At 55.3% G+C, this 17664-nt stretch carries 15 protein-coding genes; 4 read left to right on the top strand and 11 right to left on the bottom strand.

The features are described from left to right. Positions 1–12 precede the first annotated feature (12 nt). The 10 genes from B5E67_RS05580 to B5E67_RS15410 all read right to left on the bottom strand — a co-directional run bounded on the left by B5E67_RS05580 (position 13) and on the right by B5E67_RS15410 (position 10361). Positions 13–2103 carry a heparinase II/III family protein gene (locus tag B5E67_RS05580; protein WP_158098852.1) on the bottom strand — a complete coding sequence of 697 codons (2091 nt, stop codon included), beginning with the start codon at positions 2101–2103 and terminating at the stop codon, positions 13–15. A 107-nt stretch (positions 2104–2210) separates the two neighbouring features. After that, entirely contained in the window at positions 2211–3020 is an 810-nt protein-coding gene (locus tag B5E67_RS05575) for a PTS system mannose/fructose/sorbose family transporter subunit IID (protein WP_087368893.1), read from the bottom strand. Beyond that, positions 3010–3786 (bottom strand): PTS sugar transporter subunit IIC, encoded by a 777-nt coding sequence (locus tag B5E67_RS05570; protein ID WP_087383718.1) that lies wholly within the window; start codon positions 3784–3786, stop codon positions 3010–3012. Before B5E67_RS05570 ends, B5E67_RS05575 begins: the two co-directional genes overlap by 11 nt. 25 nt (positions 3787–3811) lie before the next feature. Then, on the bottom strand, positions 3812–4297 hold the full coding sequence (locus tag B5E67_RS05565; RefSeq protein ID WP_087368891.1) for a PTS system mannose/fructose/N-acetylgalactosamine-transporter subunit IIB: 486 nt from the start codon (positions 4295–4297) through the stop codon (positions 3812–3814). Positions 4298–4339: 42 nt separating this feature from the next. Further along, a complete protein-coding gene (locus B5E67_RS05560) occupies positions 4340–5530 on the bottom strand; it encodes a glycoside hydrolase family 88 protein (RefSeq protein WP_087383716.1) in 1191 nt (396 codons plus the stop codon). A 15-nt stretch (positions 5531–5545) separates the two neighbouring features. Next, positions 5546–5980, bottom strand: a complete 435-nt coding sequence (locus B5E67_RS05555; RefSeq protein WP_087383713.1) for a hypothetical protein — start codon at positions 5978–5980, stop codon at positions 5546–5548. Positions 5981–6346: 366 nt separating this feature from the next. Continuing rightward, positions 6347–7126, bottom strand: coding sequence for an AraC family transcriptional regulator (locus B5E67_RS05550; RefSeq protein WP_087368888.1), 780 nt, complete (start codon positions 7124–7126; stop codon positions 6347–6349). Between the two features lie 34 nt (positions 7127–7160). Further along, complete coding sequence (locus B5E67_RS05545; RefSeq protein WP_087383710.1) at positions 7161–7574, bottom strand: hypothetical protein; 414 nt, start codon at positions 7572–7574, stop codon at positions 7161–7163. A 335-nt stretch (positions 7575–7909) separates the two neighbouring features. After that, positions 7910–9739 (bottom strand): recombinase family protein, encoded by a 1830-nt coding sequence (locus tag B5E67_RS05540; protein ID WP_087383707.1) that lies wholly within the window; start codon positions 9737–9739, stop codon positions 7910–7912. Positions 9740–9968: 229 nt separating this feature from the next. Then, positions 9969–10361: a hypothetical protein gene (locus B5E67_RS15410; protein ID WP_143405389.1), complete on the bottom strand. Its 393-nt coding sequence runs from the start codon at positions 10359–10361 to the stop codon at positions 9969–9971. 343 nt (positions 10362–10704) lie between these two features. Here B5E67_RS15410 and B5E67_RS05530 point away from each other — a divergent pair, with 343 nt between their 5' ends. The 4 genes from B5E67_RS05530 (at position 10705) to B5E67_RS05515 (ending at position 15268) form a co-directional block, all read left to right on the top strand. Further along, positions 10705–11928, top strand: a complete 1224-nt coding sequence (locus tag B5E67_RS05530; RefSeq protein WP_143405390.1) for an IS110 family transposase — start codon at positions 10705–10707, stop codon at positions 11926–11928. Positions 11929–12234: 306 nt separating this feature from the next. Further along, positions 12235–12465 (top strand): helix-turn-helix transcriptional regulator, encoded by a 231-nt coding sequence (locus tag B5E67_RS05525; protein ID WP_087248329.1) that lies wholly within the window; start codon positions 12235–12237, stop codon positions 12463–12465. Between the two features lie 226 nt (positions 12466–12691). Next, positions 12692–13846: a transglutaminase domain-containing protein gene (locus B5E67_RS05520; RefSeq protein WP_087383696.1), complete on the top strand. Its 1155-nt coding sequence runs from the start codon at positions 12692–12694 to the stop codon at positions 13844–13846. A 231-nt stretch (positions 13847–14077) separates the two neighbouring features. Further along, positions 14078–15268, top strand: a complete 1191-nt coding sequence (locus B5E67_RS05515) for a hypothetical protein (protein WP_087383692.1) — start codon at positions 14078–14080, stop codon at positions 15266–15268. A 314-nt stretch (positions 15269–15582) separates the two neighbouring features. Here B5E67_RS05515 and B5E67_RS05510 read toward each other — a convergent pair whose 3' ends face one another. Beyond that, entirely contained in the window at positions 15583–17442 is a 1860-nt protein-coding gene (locus tag B5E67_RS05510; protein ID WP_087383689.1) for a leucine-rich repeat domain-containing protein, read from the bottom strand. Between the last annotated feature and the right edge of the window lie 222 nt (positions 17443–17664).

The following is a 17664-nucleotide window of genomic DNA, read 5'->3' as shown; positions in this document are numbered from 1 at the left end:
TTTCTCCCTTGTTTATTTCAGGCGAACGGTGCGGCGGCTGTGGGCCTCGCCGCACAGGGCCACCGCCTTGCCGTAGACCGGCTGGCCCTGGCAGTCAAACACCTTGGCCCCGCGGAAATTTTCCCGGTTCCAGACCAGAAGGGTCCAGGCCTTTTCACTGCCCGACCGAACCGTCCAGGCCGATACGGTTTCGGGGTCCAGAGGCCGGGTGCTGCCGGCCTGATATACGTGGGCCGGCTCGGCCGTCCAGTCCTTGTCCACAAAGAGGGTGCAGCCGGTCCAGCGGTCCCGCATGGCAATCTCTCCCACCAGCACCACCCCATCCTGCTTTTCGTTGTAGCAGGGGGACAGAATCCCCGTCCGGGCGGTGAAGGGGTGGGTGGAGCGCAATTTCAGGGCCGCCCCGCCGCTGCGCAGCAGCCATCCCTCCGGGATGGATTCTGCCTGTACATCGGCGGCCAGGTGGAAATATTCCCGGACCTGGTGCTCTCCCCGGCAGATAACATCCTGCACCGACAGCCAGACCCCTTCATCCAGCACCATCAGGCGGCGGATGATTTGATAGGGGGTGCCATCCCGCAGGGTTCCATGGAAGGGCATCTCCACATAGTGGACCCCGCCCTCCTCAGCGAAGTAGTTGGGCCCCGTCTCGGCGTAATCCGCATAGCTCCAGGAGCCGTCGGGGGTTCCGCCCGACTGGCCGTCGATGACGCAGACGTTGTGGGCCGCCGGGGCCTTGAGTTCCAGACGCAGGGGATCGTCCTCCCGGTAGGTGTAGCGGCCGCTGTCCACCAGGAAGGGCTTTCCCTTGTAGTAGAGGTTCAGGTGGGTCTGGTCTGCGTGGCCGTGGCTGCTGCCCAGAGGGCTGTTTTTGACGGCGGTAAAGTGGGCCGCTGGCTCCCAGCCCGACCGCAGCGCCAGATTGCCGCTGCGGGGACAGTTCCAGCTGCACTGGACCGGCTTTTGGGCCGGCTGGGCCTCAAAGGCTGCAATGCCCGGAGCGCCCAGCTGCCAGGCGCTGTCCATGTCCAGGGTCTCCCCTGCCGCCCAGCGGAATATCCCGCCGTCGGGCAGCAGAGCGGCGGCCCGGGCCAGCACATCCCGCACGTCGGTCACATCACTGTCGCACTGGGGCAGCTGGAACAGGGCCGGGTCCGCTGTGTACAGGACGTGCCGGCTCATGACCCGCACCGCCTGTTCCAGCCAGCCGCCGGATGCAAAGTCCAGCCCCTCCCCCGGCCCGGCCTGCTGTTCTGCGCAGACGGTTTCCGGCCTGGCCAGGGCGTCCTGCGCCGCAGGACACAGGGTGCAGCCCGCCTGCCGGGCCGCCTGCAGCTGGATCAGCAGTTTGGTGCAGGCGTTCAGGACCTCCACATGGTACATGGGGGACTGTTCCCAGTGGGTGCCGTCCTCCAGAATCTGCAGCCGCAGCTGGGTCCGCAGCTCCTCCCATGCCCACGCCTCCAACCCGTCGGGTAGCACGCCGGACAGCCAGGCAGAGCCGGCGCAGATGGCTGTGGTCTGTAGGACGCCCCAGTTGCTGAGGGTGTACCGGGCCAGATACCGCTGGCGCAGGTTGGCGAACTGTTCCGCCAGGCTGTGCAGAATGGTTTCGGCCTCTGCATCGGTGAGGGCGTCCCCCGCCAGGAGGAAGGGCAGCAGCCTGCACCAGTTCATGCACCGGATGCCGGTGTCGATGGTGCGGGTGGCCGGGGTCCCCTCCAGGGTGATGGGGTTGCTGGCAATCCAGTCCAGAATGGACGCCGTCACCTTGCGGGTGTAGCGGCCGTCTCCGGTCAGGACGGCGGCCTGCCACAGCTTGGGAAGGTAGTCGTGGCGGTTGAGCATAAAGACCCACTCCGGGTCTCCATTGGGGCTGTGGGTCCACTGCCCCGGGGCCACAGTATAAGGGATGCGGCAGGGCTCCATGTCCCACCGGTCACAGAACACAAAGCGGTTTTCCAGCAGGTCATCCGCCTGCGCCCGCAGGGCCGCGGCCTCCTGCCCGCAGTGGGTCTCCACATAGCGGGCAACGGCCTGCACATCGTACTGTGCGGCCAGGACGCGGGCAGTCGAACGCAGCTGTTTGAGGGAGACGTTCATGGGTGCATCCTCCGATAAAAAAGAGGCAGGGATGTGGCGCAACATCCCTGCCCGAACGTGTACGGGTGAGTTCTGTGATGCCTGTCAGCGCAGACCACACAGAAAGGTCAGGCTACCAGGTGCAGCACAGACAGCAGGATTCCCAGCAGGATGGTCATGCAGACCAGCTTGACGGTCGTCCACTTCTTCACTTTGATGAGGTAGAACACCAGGCCCACAAACAGGCACGGCAGCAGGTTGGGTGCGATGGCGTCGATCATGGACTGCAGGGACACCACCTGTTCCCCGCCGCCGGGGACCGAGGCCACGTACTGGATGGGGGTGGTGATCTTGACAAAGCTGACCGCCAGGCCCGCGATGACGGTGACGCCGATCATGCTGGCCACACGGGAGATCTTCTCGATCTGGCTGGTGAGGGTGCCGATGATGCTGGTGCCCAGGTTATAGCCCAGCATGCCGGACATCAGCTTGACCAGCAGCAGCACGATGTTCATGCCCAGCAGGTAGATGATGGGGCCCATCATCAGGCCTTCGTAGGCCAGGGATGCGCCGATGGTGCCCAGCAGGGGGGCCAGGACGAACTGGGACAGAGAGTCGCCGATGCCGGCCAGGGGGCCCATCAGAGCCATCTTGATGTTGCGGATCTCGCTGTTGGGGGTGCCGTTCTCCAGCATCACCAGGTGCAGGCTGGTGATGAAGGGAACAAAGTGAATGTTGGTGTTGTAGAAGTCCAGGTTCTCCTGGAGTGCGGCCTGCAGGGCGTCATCGTCGTCCTTGTACATCTTGCGCAGGGCGGGATACAGCATGTTGGCGTAGCCCAGGCCCTGGTAGTTGCCGTAGTTGAAACCGTTCTGGATGAAATATGCGCGCAGCGATGTTTTGATGTAATCGCTCTTGGTCAAGACATTAGATGCCATCTTCGAACACAACCTCCTCATCTTCAGCAGCCACGCCGCCCTTATTCTGGTTGAAGAACACGATCAGAGCCACAGCGGTGGCGGTGATGGCCACAGCCATGGTGCCCAGGCCCAGGTAGGAAACCAGGACGTAGCCCAGCAGCACGAAGGGGATCAGCTCCTTCTTGGCCATGACGTTCAGGATCATGGCGAAGCCGACGGCGGGCAGCATCTTGCCGGCAACGGTCAGGCCGGTGCTCAGCCAGGCGGGGATCAGGTTGATGACGGCTTCCAGGCCGGAGGCGCTGAGGGCAGCAGCCAGGCCGATCAGGCAGCCCACAATGAAGAAGACCCACACCGTCAGGTTGGCAGCCAGACGGAACATCCGGAAGTTCTTCTTCTCCAGTGCGCGGGTGGCGGCACCGGTCAGGGTGGTGGCGAAGGTATAGGTGGCGGTCAGCACGAACTGGAAGCCCACCGCGAAGGGGATGGACAGGGCCAGAGCGGTTTCCACGCTGACGCCTGCGGTGATGGCCATGATGGCGCCCACGATGCCGGGGCCCATGTGGTTGGGGGGAATGGAGCCTCCCTGGGAGACGCCGTAGCCCATGAAGGCCAGCTCGCCCACAGCGCCCATTGCCAGACCGGTGACAGGGTCACCCAGAATCAGACCGACACCCGTTGCCATGACCAGGCAGCGGTTGGTGTAGATGCCCAGCAGCATACCGGCCAGACAGACGCCGGTCCAGAGGGCAATCAGCACCGCTTGAAACATTGTGATTTGCACGAAAATCTTCCTCCTCTTTTTGACGTTAGATGTACTTATTCAGGTCCACCAGAGCGGCGCCGTCGTCGCCGGTGGCCGTAGCCTTGGTGTTGAAGGTAATCCCGTACTGATCCCGCAGTTCCCGCAGGGCAGCCTTGTCCTCAGGGCCCAGGGCGATGAACTTGCTGATCTCCTCCTTGCCGGGAGCGCGGTGGATGTTGCCCACGTTGATCTCCTTGACCGGCACGCCGCCCGCCACCAGGCGCAGGGCGTCCTGGGGGGTCTTGCAGACGATGAAGATCACCTGCTTGGGGGATGCCTTGTGGATCAGGTCGCAGGTTTTCTGGACCGAGAAGAACCGCATGGCGATGGTCTTGGGGACCACGGCCTTCATCAGCTGCTGCTGCATGGGGTCCTCGCTGGCGGCATCGTTGGCCACGATCACCGTGTTGGCGCCCAGGGCCTTGATCCAGATCTGGCCCTGACCATGGATCAGGCGCTCGTCAATGCGGAATGCAACAATGTTCGGCATACTCTGTTTCCTCCTTGATGGTTCTTAACATTGAGTACCGGGTTACCAGTACAGATTCCAGTCTTTGTAGAAGCGGACCAGCGCTTCCATGTAGTAGTAGTCGCCCCAGATGTTGCCCTCGTCCACGCCCTTGCCGCTGTGCCAGGAGTAGACGCCGTGGTACAGCACCGGGCTGCCGGGCTCCGCCGTGGTGCCCTGATAGTTCTCGATCAGGCTGCGCAGGATGCGGTGGCAGGCCCGCTGATAGGTCTCCTTCTCGGGGTGCAGCTCGGGCAGGTATTTGCCCATTTCCAGCATGCCGCAGACGGCAATAGCCGCGGCCGAGGAATCCCGGGACTGGCCCGACCCGTCGCCGAAAATCAGGTCCCAATAGCAGACGTCGTCCTCCGGCAGGCGGTTGAGGAAGTAGTTGGTCATGCCCTCGAACAGGTTGACCGAAGCGGGGTTGTGGTTCTGCAGGTAGTTCAGGGGGATGCCATAGATGCCCCAGGCCTGGCCCCGGGCCCAGGCGGAATCATCGCTGTAGCCCTGACGGGTGGCGCCCCGCAGGGGCTGGCCGGTCTGTGCGTCAAAGTAGTAGGTGTGGAAGGCCGAGGCGTCATCCCGAATGACGTAGTTGGCGGCCTTTTCAAAGTGCTTGTCCGCCGCGTCTGCGTACTTGGGATCGCCGGTGATGCCGGTGGCCCAGTACAGCAGGGGGATATTCATAAAGCAGTCGATAATCAGGCGGTAGTTGTCCTGTGCGCCCACAGCGCCCCAGGCCTGAATGAAGCCGTCCCGCTGGTTGTAGCGCTCCATCAGCTTGTCGGCCGCCAGAATGCCGGCCCGCTTGCCCTTTTCGGAGCCCACCAGCTTGTAGCCCGCCACGCAGGAGGGAGAGTACAAAAAGCCCAGATCGTGGTGGTCCAGCTCGATGCGGTTTTCCACACGGTGGAGGAAGGAATCGATGTTCTGTTCGGCACGCTGCCGGAACGCTTCGTCCCCGGTGTATTCGTAGCACAGCCACAGCAGGCCGGTCCAGAAACCGTCGGTCCACTCGATGTTCTCGATGATGGGGTATTTCAGGCCTTTGGTGGCCGACCAGGGGAACTTGCTGCCGAAATACTCCATGTTGGCCCGGGTCTGGGCCACCACAAAGTCCATAGCCTTTTCCACTTCGGCCCGGGTCAGCAGCGGGGTGGAGAGGTATTTCTCACGGTTTTTGATGGGCTCCACATGAATGGTCTTGATCATTTCGATCCCTCCGCCTTACAGGCCGTCCTCAAACTCCGGCTCTTCCTCCTCTGTGGTCTGGGCATCCCAGTCCACAAAGCCTTCCACGCCGGTCTGAATCACATCGGCGGTGAGCTCGGCCAGGTCCATGCTGTCCGAGGAGAAGGCGGCTTCCATCAGGGCCGGCATGCTGGTGCCGGCCACCACCCGGATCTGCTTTTCCGGCATGGTCATCTTCAGCTCCACCGCGGTGCGGAAGGGGGTGCCGCCGGCCAGGTCAGCCATCACCAGGATCTCCGGGGTCTCGATGGCGGCCAGACGGGCCTGCATGGCCTCCTTCAGCTCCTCTGCGCTCATTCCCTCGGGGAAATCCAGCGCATATACATTTTCCGGTGCGCCTGCAACCAGGCGGGTTGCGCTCAAAGCACCGGTGGCAAAGTTGCCGTGGCCGATAATCAAAATGCTGACCATAGTAGACATCCTCCTTCATCCAATCGCGTATCTGCCGGCGCCGTCCGGCGCTTCCAAGCCGGGCGCCGGGCGCCAATCTCCAGCCGTTTCGGCTGTGCCCGGCGGTGTGTTTGCCGCCGCTCAACTGTACCTACAGTATACCGTCCCGCGTCCTCCACTTGAATACCTTTTACGACACATTTCATTCACGAAACGGATATTTTGGCTGCAGATTTCAGCCTTCTCACAGCTGCGTTTGTAAAAGCGCACAAAATGAAAATCTTAAAATTGTAAAAAACGCCATACAGCTTTGATCGCTGTACGGCGTTTTTTCGCGAAAGGCGGTAAAGTCCCGCTCTGTTTTCTCTGCAGTTTTCCCGCGCGGGGTCAGGTTTCCAGTTCTGTCCGATCCGGCACATTGGAATAGACGCCGGCCTTGTCTTTCATGAACTGGGACGGAGCGCAGCCATAGTATTTTTTGAACACCCGCGAAAAGTACAGGGCATTGTCAAACCCGCACATTTCGGCGATTTCGGCGATGGTGTATCCCGCCGCCCACAGGGTCAAAAGGCGCTCGGCGGTTTTCATCCGGACGTCGGTCAGATACTCCAGCGGAGACAGCCCCACCTCTTTTTTAAACAGCTTGCGCAGGTAGTCGTAGTGGAAGGGCAGGGTCCGGATGAACTCATCCAGCTGGTAGTCGGAGCGGTCAAAGTTCTCCATGATGCTGGCCCGGATCTGGGCCACCGGCTGGGAAAACTCCACATTGCTGCGGAACACCACAATGTAGCTGGCGATCAGCTCGCCCAGAGAGGCCAGCACCAGCTCGTGGCGCTTGCGGTCGGACATATGATACAGACGGACCTGGGCAAAGGCATGGGCCAGGCTGCCGTCCTCGTCCGCCACCCGGAAGGCGTCCTGGAAGGGAAAAGACGGGGAATCCAGCATGATATGGATGTTGGCAAATCCCTCGGTGCTGGAGTTGGCGTGGGCCATTCGGGGCGGGATGACAACGGTCTCGCCGGCGGAATAGGTGATGGAGGGCTGTTCCTCAAACCGGAAGGTGCCCTCCCCTGCCGTACAGTAAACCACTTCCCAGTGATCGTGTTTGTGCATGCGGACATTGTAAATTTTGGGATGTTCCCCCACGTACATAATCCTGTTCATTTTGTTACCTCGCTGGATTGGACAAAGACGCCGGTCAGGACTCTCCGGCGGCGATGCGGGCCTTTTCGGCGGCGTTGTAGATCCGGGTGTACTCGTCTTTCCAGGGGATCAGGCAGTCCTGACCCCACAGCTTGGAGCCATAGACCCGGAAGTCCTTGACGTTGGTGGAACACCACTTCCCCTCAAAATCCACCAGCATCACCGCCTTGTGGACCCGCAGCAGCATCTGGTGATCATTGGGCGCGTAGATGTAATAGGCGCTGTCCTTGAAATCCCGCTCCAGGCCCAGCGGCATGGCGCAGTAGATTTCCTCATGGCTGCTGTCGGTGGCATACAGGCAGATTCCCCCGCCGATCTTCTCCAGGGTGACGCCATGGCTGCCGCATTCAAAGGCGAACCGGTTTTTAAAGATGCTGAACTTGACTTTTACGGCCTCTCCTACAAGCATGGAAACTCTCCTTTTCACGATTGTTCTTTTTTGTTTCTTTTTGCACGGATGCACAAAAGGTCGCTGCCAAATCTGTTCTGGGTACGGGCGATTTGGATGTTTGGCTCTATCATAGCACAGATCTGTCTATTATACCACCCCTCCTTCCGCCATTCCTCACCTGCCCGGGCGGGCGGCGGGGTGTGACGGCAGGTCCCCTGTTGTGCCTTATCAAGCGGCGTCCACGGTTGGAACCAGGAGGTAGGTAGTGGGGTGGGAGTTCGTCGGGCTCCAAGGCTCATGTAAAAAAGCGCCCCTCCCGTCTTGTTGCAGACAGGAGGGGCACGCTTTAAACTTTATACAACCTTACACTGGAACTGGGCAAAGGTTTGCGGGGTTCTTAAAGGCAGCCTGTGTAGCTGCTCTGTCGGTAGGGAGCCTAAAATTCGATTCGCAGCCACGTCCGTTTTCACTTCACCAGGGTTTAAGAACCCCCTGATACCGTTTACCGAGGGCACACAGTTTCCCTTTTTGCCCTCCACCAGAAGGCCCACCTGGGCATCGGTTCCGGGGCCCAAATGGAGGTACCACTCGAAGTGGGTCTCGGACACCGGCGTCACCCGGTAGACGATCTGGTCCACCAGCTCCCGGCTGACCCCCTTTCCTTTCAGGTGGACCAGTTCTTCCAGCGCCTGCTGAATCCGGTCCAGGTCCATAGCCTCCCGGCACTCTACCGACTCTGCCTTTTTCTGTTCTTCCTCCAGGCGGCTCTTCTCGGCCTCCAGCTGATCCCGCAGCTCCTGGTATTTCTCCTTTCTGATCTCCCCGTCCGCCCGCATGACGGTCAGGTTCCGCAGCCGGGTGTCAATCCGCTCCAGCTGGATCTTCCGCTCGCTGTTCCCCTGTTGATCTTTCCGGCTGGTCTCCTTGTAGTATTTTTTCAGCAACTCCAGGGCGGTCTGGATGATCTGGTGCTTGTCCCCCAGCAGCTGCTCAAAGAGGGTGTCGGCCATCATCTCCAGCTTCCAGTCCCCGTACATCCGAATCCCGCAGTAGCCCTCGCTGTCCAGGCCCATCTCTTCCCGCTTCTGTTTGGAGCCGTTGTTGATCCGGTTGTAGCACTGGTACCCGTAGGAGATGCTGCCGTCTTTGCGGACGTGCCACTTGTCCCGGCGGCAGGCGTAGCCGCAGCTGCACCGCAACTTGTTGACCCAGATGTCCTCGGAACTCCGGTTGCTGATGGTTACCTTGCCGTCCCGCAGGGCCACCGCCTTTCTCCGGTTGATTCGGATGCTCTGAGCCTTGTTCCAGATTTCTTTGGAGACAATGGCCGGGAAATCTCCTTCGTGATATTGATAGGTGGATGCGTCCAGGTTCAGCACCCGGTGCTGTTCCAGGTAGTTGTTGCTCCGGGATTTATTGTAGCACTTGGTGCCAGTGTAGGTAGCGTTTTTCAGAACACGCACCACACTGGATGCGCACCACTTCACCAGCCCCATGGCGCTCTTCCGGTGCCGGGCGTTCAGCTCGTTGGCAATCTGCAAAGAGCCCTTCCCCTGCAGATACAGGTCGAAGATCATCCGCACCGTCTCGGCCTGCTCCTCGTTGATTTGATAAGTATCTCCAACCCGGTCGTAGCCCAGGATATTGCCGTTGCCGTACAGCACGCCTTTTTCCCGGCTCACCTTCTGGCCCGCCCGGACCCGCTCAGAGGTCTTGCGGCTCTCCTCCTGGGCCAGGGTGGCCATCAGGGAGAGGCGAAGCTCGCCGTCGCCATCCATGGTCCAGATGTTGTCCTCGATGAAGTAGACTTCCACCCCGATGCCTTTCAGCTCCCGGGTGATGACCAGGGTGTCCACCACGTTCCGGGCGAACCGGCAGACCTCACGGGTTACAATCAGATCGAATTTGCCCTGCCGGGCGTCGTCAATCATCCGCAGAAAGGAGGGCCTTTTCTTGGCCTGGGTACCGGTAATGCCCTCGTCTATATACCGGTCCTGAATCTCCCAATTGGGATGATACCGCGCCTGATCGTCATACCACTGCATCTGGTTTTCCAGGGCAGCAATCTGCGCCTCGTGCTCGGTGGATACCCGGCCATAGACGGCCACCTTCCGCTTCCGGTTCCGGTCCAACTGGGTGTAGTCCGTCAGCTTAAAGCGATAGTTGTAATCGTCCCGCATCATAATGCCGCCCTCCTTGTTTCTTAAATGCTGTGCCCCTTGGCAGGGGCTTTGCTTGTGTTGCGAACCACGTTGGCGTAGGTTTCCGGGTTGACCAGACCTTTCTTCATCAGAATTTCGATCAGGGCAACCGCTGCATAGAGTTCATCAATCTTGTTGTTCTTGGTTTTGGCACCTCCATCTTATCACATACATTTTGTTTCGTTGAGGATGTCGATCGGAATGTTTCAACTCATCCGGCGTTGGCTTCACGGATAGATTGTTCAAAGTTTTTAATAAATTCCATACCCTGTTCCCCAATCCGCCGGATGCCCTCCAGCCCTGAGAGGCAGAGCTCCGGGTTGTTCTGCAAACAGGTGTTCCAGCGGAAGATCAGGCTGTCCAGAGCGTCCTCCATCTCGCCGAAAACGTCCGCTTCTTCGATATCGCTGCTGGCCTGGAGCATTTTTTTCGAGATTTCCTGGATGGATTCCAGAACCTTTCTGCTTTGGCTTCGCCGCCCGCTGGTTGGCTTGGGAGGCTCCGGTAAAGCAGCCGCTGCTTCTTGGATAACGGCCTTCTCTTGGGCTACCTGTTTTTCCCGGGCTGTTCGTTTCTCCTGCCGTGGCCTGCAAATCTCCGCCACAAGGCTGGGGCGTTCTTCAGGTGCTGCTCTGGACACCGCTGCCAGCTCAGTTGCCGTAGGTTTGACCTCCTACAATAAAGATACGGTGAAAGGCACGGCAGCCAGCCGTGTCTTTTTCCATCTCAGAGCTGAAGCTGTTAGAATGAGAGAGGAATGGCCTGACTTGATTGACCAAGGGCCAGCACGCCCGCAAGGGAGTCCGTCAGCCGCCTTTCTCATTCGCAGTATTCGATTTGCGCAGGTAGTACCGCCAGCTTTTGGCGCGTTCGTGTCAACCCCAGGAGATTGAACAAGCGATGAGAAAAAGGCGGGAAGGCCAAATTCAAAATCCAGGAGGTTGAAAATAAACGCAGTCGGGATCGATGTATCCAAATGTAAAAGCATGGTGGCCGCCCTGCGGCCAATGGGGGAAGTGGCTCTTACCCCCCGCGAGTTTCCTCACACAGAACTTGGTCTGGAGCAGATGGCAAATGCCATTATTGGCCTGGGCGAGGAAACAAGAGTTGTCATGGAAGCGACCGGCCGTTACCATGAGCCTGTGGCAGCGGCACTGCACGAATACGGAATTTATGTATCTGTGCTGAACCCGCTCTACATTAAGCAGAGCGGCGGCGGTTCCATTCGGAAAGTCAAGACCGACAAAGCGGACGCAATGAAGATCGCCAAATACGCTCTTGACAACTGGGTCAAATTGCAGGAATATACACTTATGGATGCAATTCGACAACAACTGAAACTCTACAGCCGCCAGTACGACCTATACATGAAAACCAACGTGGCGCTGCAAAACAATCTCATTTCTCTGACCGACAAGGTATATCCCGGCGTGAACGAACTGTTCTCCAGCCCGGAGCGTCCTGACGGCCACCAGAAATGGGTGGACTTTGTCATGACTTTCTGGCACCGCGACTGCCTGTGCCGCATATCGCAGGAGACGTTCACCGAGCGCTACCGGAAGTGGTGCAAGCGAAAAGGTTACAACTTCAGCCCCGATAAAGCTATTGACGTATATGCCGGCAGCCGCCAGTGCTACACGACGCTGCCCAGGAACAGCAATACCAAGATGCTGATTACAACGGCTGCCAGGCAGCTCACCGATGCGCGTGCCGCAACGGCAGCCCTGCGGCAGGAAATGATCCGCCTGGCTCAGCAGCTTCCCGAATACGAGACGGTACGGGCCATGTACGGCGTGGGGGATGTCACCGCCGCCCAGCTGATCGCTGAGATCGGCGACGTCCGCCGCTTTGCCCACCGCAGCTCGCTGGTGGCGTTCGCTGGCGTTGACCCGGCCGTGAACCAGTCGGGCAAGCACATCGCACAGAGCAATCCGGCTACCAAACGAGGCTCTCCGCATCTTCGTAAGATCCTCTACCAGGTGGTTTGCACCTACCTGAAGAAGTCTCCGGCCGACGAACCGGTGTACCAGTTCCTGGACAAGAAACGCGCCGAAGGCAAGCCCTACTTCGTATACATGACCGCCGCGCAGAACAAGTTCCTGCGCATTTACTACGCACGGGTAAAAGAATGCCTCACAGCGGCTGGCTGTGAGCCGCCCGAACAGGAGTAAGTTCCATTTCAAATACCTCTCTGCCAGACTGGCGATGTTGTTTTCTCGCCGGTCAGATTTGGTGTACGCTTTTTTACTTTCGCTTTGGGGCGAAAGTTTTTTCATTTGGGGGCTTGACTTTTTATTTGCAGGCTCCCTTTCCCATGCCGTGCCTTTTGTGATCCGCTGTGCGCATTTTGGACGCAGCAAAGCAAAACAACAACCTTTGTACTTATTATTATAACTATTACAGTAATAATTACAATATGTTTATGGAATAAAAAATCACTCCATTCTTCCGTACAATGAAGACATGAGGTGTACGCCATGGAACGTGAATTTGAACAGGAATACAAAATGATCGGCCTGAAGGTCGCCTACTACCGCAAACTGCAGGGTTACACTCAGGAAAAGCTGGCCGACAAGCTGGGGGTGGCCACCTCCTACATCGGCCAGATTGAAGCCCCCGGCATGTACAAGCCCATCTCCCTGACCACCCTGCTGCGGATCGCCCAGGCGCTGGATGTGCCGGCCTACAAGTTTTTGCAGTTTGAATAAAACCCGATCACCCGCCGCCTTCCTGTTCTTCGGGAAGCTGCGGGTGATTCTCTTTGTCCAATATGTTTGCCAGTCGTTTTCCCATGTGGAACGCCTGCTGTTATTATCGCTTTGAAGAAAAACATCACATCTCTGCGCCAAAAGCTTTACGCAACCTCTCTTTTTTGCTATCTTTATAGTAAAAGAGCGGCTGCGCTCTTGCAGCCGCCGTGTGAGGAGGTATCCAATGATGAAACGACATCTTTACCGTGCGTTGTTCTTCCTGGTGGTGCTGGCGGCAAGCTGCGGGATGTTGGCCATGGGGGCCAGTGCGGCGGACCCTGTGAGCGACTTTGACTTTGCCCGCTATGTCAGCGATAACCCGGACTTGATGCAAGCCTACGGGCGAGACCTCTATCTGGAAGATCTCTATCTGCACTATCTGAACTTTGGCGCCAGCGAAGGCCGGGCCGCCTATTCCCTGCGGACCGGGCAGCCTTTTGTGCTGGAGGAAAATGCCCAGCAGGCTTACCAGACCCAGCAGAGCCTTACCGGAGCAGAGGCCCGCATCGCCAACGCCACCCTTACCCCCGACCGCAACTGGCCGGAACCGCTGCTGACGGTGGCAGACCAAATCCTGGCCCAGGTGGGCGGCTCCACACCCTACGAACAGCTCCGGGGCTGCTATGACTGGCTGATTCAAAATTGCTCCTATGGCAGTGTCCTGTCCAATCTGAACCAGGGCGGCTGGCTCGCAGAGGATGCCTATTCCATCATGACCCAGCGGGTGGGCGTATGCGACAATTATTCGGCTGCATTTGCGGTGCTGGCCCGGATGATCGGTTTTGACGCCAGAATCCAAACCGGCCAGACCCACCGGGCTGCCGGCGGCTACACCGGCCACGCCTGGTGCGTCATCAACATCCACGGGGTGGACTATGTCTTTGACCCCCAGGTGGAGGACAACATCGCCGCCGATGGTGCCATCCGGTATCTCCGCTTCTGCAAAACCTATGAAGAAGTGCCGGACAAATACATCCTGTATGCTGCCGACGTGGTGCAGAGCAATATTATAGCCAGCGGCACTGTCCCGGCAGCCTACGGCTTTGGGCAGGGGTATAACTATTTCACTCATATCAACGAAGCCCGGTCGGCCGCCGGCGTCAGTCCCATGTCCTGGGACGCCGAGATGTCCAGAGCTGCCCTCCGGATCGCCCGCGGTGAGAACAAAGACACTGTTTTGAGCGAGCTGAAGAGCAAAACCGGCAAAGGCTATATTTCCTACTCCAGCTATGTATTCTACCCTTCCTATAACTGGCAGCCAAATATGGATCGTTTCCTGGAATCCGCAGGCATCGGCTTCTATGGGCTTCACATATGTATGCTCTACAGCATCAAATAAGATTCCCTCAAACGAAAAGGCTTTTTCGGATGAGCTGTCTTCTTCTCAGCAAGGATGTCATCTGACCGAAGCTCAGCACTGATAGCCAGTATGCCAAGTGCTGGGTACAAGAAGATGATACCATGCAAGTTCACACAACAACTGAAATCTGTTGTTTGACCTGGACGGCAATCAGATGGAGCTGCCGTATCCCATACCGAATAGATCAGAAATTGATCTGGAGATATCTATATGCGATTCAAAAACCGTGCCTACGAAACACTGCAACTTCTAACATTTGCTTTTTATCCCAAAACCACTTTGATTGCCTGTGCTGTCTTTTCCGTGTTTGTAATTACAATCCTTGGAGCTGTGATGGCTGTTATGCCCAAAGAGTCCACTGGTTATGACATTGTATTCGCTTTGACAACGGGTGCAGTTGGGTCCTCCATTGTTTCCTTTGTCGTTGAGCTATCCAGCAACTACAAGCACAACCGCCTAGCCTGGCATGAGCTACAGGAGTACTACTCAGCAGTTATCCATTATGAAGGCCATAAGCAGATTATGTTGCGGCAGACGCCGCACCAGCGGGCAGAAATCAAGGCTCACGAAGAATTTGTAGCCGCCGGCGGGATAGAGGATATCCTTGACTATGATAAACCAAAAGATATCATTCAGATTACATGGAAGCTGCTGCCTAATTTTATTCCGGCTTTCAGCTCTGCCCTCCGTGATAAAAAGGAATTTCTGAGCAACATAGAAATCGACGAATTAAAGTACATCCTTTCAGAATATGGAACAATTCAGTCTATGATCCAGCAGCGCATCCTGATGTCTCCGATGACCTATGACGCCCTGAATCATCCAGATGAAGACTATCTGAAATCCATTTATCCGTCGGACGTTGTAAAAAACATGCCCGATTGGGTTAGAAAACATCTCGCCAGCAACGAAAGTCAAAAAGCATGCGAGAGATATGTCGAGGCCATTCTTTCCGACAAATTTCTTCTTTCGGATTTCATGAAGAACTACGACATCTCACAGCACGGAATCGATTCTTACCAAAGTGAACTTGACCGATTGGAAGAAGCGGAAGAAAAAGAACCTGAAGAGATTGATTACGATGAACTTGATTTTTCTGAACCTGAGGATGAAGAAACATTTCGGGCCCAAAGAGAAGAGTTCGATAGACAAATGGAGTTGGAAGAAAGACCCTTTGTAAGTTGGTGCTTAAGCACTTGTTGTCAAAACATATCGCAGAGCATCGACAACCTTGAAAAGAGCATGCTGAACAAGCCCTATTACGGCATGATGATCAAGTACTATCAAACTCTGGAAAAAGAACCGCTCGACGGCATCGTCGCGTCAACATCCTATGAATACGAAAAGAAGCGGCTAGACAAAAAACTGGCCAAGCAGAAGGAATCCGCATCCAGGGAATAAAGTTATTTCATCAGGGATGCAGCTACGCCGTTTCAAAATTCCAAATGACAGGGACGCTCCAGCAATGGAAGTCCTCAAATTGAGGTCAGATGGTGCTGTGATTTACAGCTTGGTGAAAAACAGCTAGCGATAACGATCTATCTTGAGCGAAGATATCCGCACATTATGTCGCCCCAATCTTCTATCCATGATTTCTACCAGCATTCCAACTGTCTCATGAACTTTATGTCCTGAAGTGACTATAATAACGCCCAACTATTTGGAATTTAGAAAAGCCAGGGAGCAGCGTTGCCTGATCCCTGGCTTTTTATTAATTATGATTCATTTTCAGGAACATCATAAAGAAGCGCCATCAAAAGATAAATGTAGCTGTCGGCATTCGAAACCTTGTATACACGAACAAAGTAATTAAAGTCAGTTAACGTAAAATTCCGATCAGAAAGATCCGTCAAACTTTCTGTTGTTTCCTCAGCAATTTTCTGACTAGGATTAGTACCTTTATGCCTCAAGGAAATAATATGAAATCTAGACAAATCCGCATCAACTGTATTCGCACAAGTTTTAGTCCACTCCGAAGCCAAAGTTCCATAATCGTCGTAGTTATTAAAGATCTCAAGGGCATACTTTTCTGCATGTGTGGCAAAGAGTGTTTGTGTAGTAGTATCCAATGGAGTGATCTGATTGTCATTGAGCACCTTTGTAGCGTATGCTTCCAGATCAGTGCATCGCTCAACAGTGGGTTCATCAACTTTATCTTGAACACCATACATAGCCCAATATACTATCCATGCGCTGTCCTTGGGATCCGTTGCATTTACAGCGTAATCTGTATAGCAAATCACATAGGTTGTGTATCCCATTTTCTTGGCATCATTGACAGACTCTTGTATATCCTCGGAAGGAGCAGAGTAAGATTGAATCGTAGCTACCACTTGATCTTCTGTCAGATCGCCAGACAAAACAACAGGGACTGCAAGAGACTCTTTTACGTCGCTGCCGTAAGTGTTATAAAAAGTTCGGCAGAGACCCTGGAAGTCAGCAAGCAATTCTTTAAAGGGCTGGGTCTGGGAGCCTTCAGAGGAAATATATGTACTAGGAGCACCGGAAATTTGCTTGGTCAGGGAAGCAGTATCGTTTTCAAATGCTGTATCCAGCTCAATGGAACAACCTGCTCCTGCCAGCCAATTCCGAAGCTGTGTCTCAACTTTACTCTGATCAACAGGATCAGAAGGAGTTTCGATTTCACCTTCCCCATCATCATTATCATCGGGATCTGTAACAGTACCACCATTTCCATCATCAGGGTTGTTACCAGTTCCAATATTAATGGTTACATTAGCGGAAAAGGCATTATCCCCCACATCCGCCTCGGACGGAATAATGACCACAGTGATTTCAATGCAGCCTTTAAATGCATTTACCCCAATGGAAACAACACTGCTCAAATCCAGGCTGCCTCGGATACCAGTACAGCCCTCAAAAGCGCTTGCACCAATGGAAGTAACATTGCTCAAATCAATTTTGCCACTAATATTGGTGTTTTGGAAAGCGCTGGAACCAATGGAAACGATATGGCTCCAGCCAGTAATAGTAGTTAAACTTGTACAGCCATAGAAAGCCTTCTTCCCTATACTACAGTTGCCTGCAGCTCTGGATTTATGGGCATTTGCCGCTGCCGCAACAGCAAAATTCATCCATCCAGCAGTGGAATTCAGTTTTGTATAGTTGCTCGCTGTTGCCTCCGTGATACTTTTCAACACGGTACTCCCCTGAGCACCAATGGAGGTGAGACTCGCAGGAATAATATAGGTGTTCTCCGCTTCACGGGCAGGGATATTTATAGCCGCTGCAACCGAGGTAAAATTCATCCATCCAGCGGGAGTAAGCTGTGTATTGTCCCCGGCTTCAAAGGTAACGCTTTCCAAGGCAGTGTTACCCTCGAAGGCACTATCTCCAATGGAGGTAAGGCTGGCAGGTAAAATAACGGACGTAAAATTGCCTGAAACCTTCTCAATCTGCTGTTTGCTGAGTCTTGTTACACCCTCTGGAACAATTAACACCCCATTTTTTATATCCCAAGTAGATGGATCAGGTATTTTACCGCAACCTGCCAGTAGAGTAAGTGTCATTACCGCAACTAAAAGAATGGCAAAAACTCGTTTAAGTCGTGTCACAAAAATTCCTCCTTTTGTCTATTGAACAAAACGCAAATAAATTTTGCTCTGTACAGTACAACAAATTCTAAAGGAACAAAAAGCCGATTATTTCACAAAATCAACACAATATTATCTGGTAATTTCACCAAAATCAAAAGATAAATTAGGACTTGTAAACAGTCTTCATTTTATTAATATTATTTTTAAGTAACCCACCAATGTTTTAGTATGAATCAAATT

The organism is Faecalibacterium sp. An122, assembly GCF_002160895.1.
In the GTDB taxonomy this organism is placed as follows: domain Bacteria; phylum Bacillota; class Clostridia; order Oscillospirales; family Ruminococcaceae; genus Faecalibacterium.
This window is presented reverse-complemented; position numbering and strand designations above follow the sequence as displayed.

Bases quoted from the DNA above. Each gene is read 5' to 3' on its own strand.
- B5E67_RS05580 (WP_158098852.1), bottom strand. From the start codon at position 2,103: ATGAACGTCTCCCTCAAACAGCTGCGTTCGACTGCCCGCGTCCTGGCC.
- B5E67_RS05575 (WP_087368893.1), bottom strand. From the start codon at position 3,020: ATGGCATCTAATGTCTTGACCAAGAGCGATTACATCAAAACATCGCTG.
- B5E67_RS05565 (WP_087368891.1), bottom strand. From the start codon at position 4,297: ATGCCGAACATTGTTGCATTCCGCATTGACGAGCGCCTGATCCATGGT.
- B5E67_RS05560 (WP_087383716.1), bottom strand. From the start codon at position 5,530: ATGATCAAGACCATTCATGTGGAGCCCATCAAAAACCGTGAGAAATAC.
- B5E67_RS05555 (WP_087383713.1), bottom strand. From the start codon at position 5,980: ATGGTCAGCATTTTGATTATCGGCCACGGCAACTTTGCCACCGGTGCT.
- B5E67_RS05550 (WP_087368888.1), bottom strand. From the start codon at position 7,126: ATGAACAGGATTATGTACGTGGGGGAACATCCCAAAATTTACAATGTC.
- B5E67_RS05545 (WP_087383710.1), bottom strand. From the start codon at position 7,574: ATGCTTGTAGGAGAGGCCGTAAAAGTCAAGTTCAGCATCTTTAAAAAC.
- B5E67_RS05540 (WP_087383707.1), bottom strand. From the start codon at position 9,739: ATGATGCGGGACGATTACAACTATCGCTTTAAGCTGACGGACTACACC.
- B5E67_RS05525 (WP_087248329.1), top strand. From the start codon at position 12,235: ATGGAACGTGAATTTGAACAGGAATACAAAATGATCGGCCTGAAGGTC.
- B5E67_RS05520 (WP_087383696.1), top strand. From the start codon at position 12,692: ATGATGAAACGACATCTTTACCGTGCGTTGTTCTTCCTGGTGGTGCTG.
- B5E67_RS05515 (WP_087383692.1), top strand. From the start codon at position 14,078: ATGCGATTCAAAAACCGTGCCTACGAAACACTGCAACTTCTAACATTT.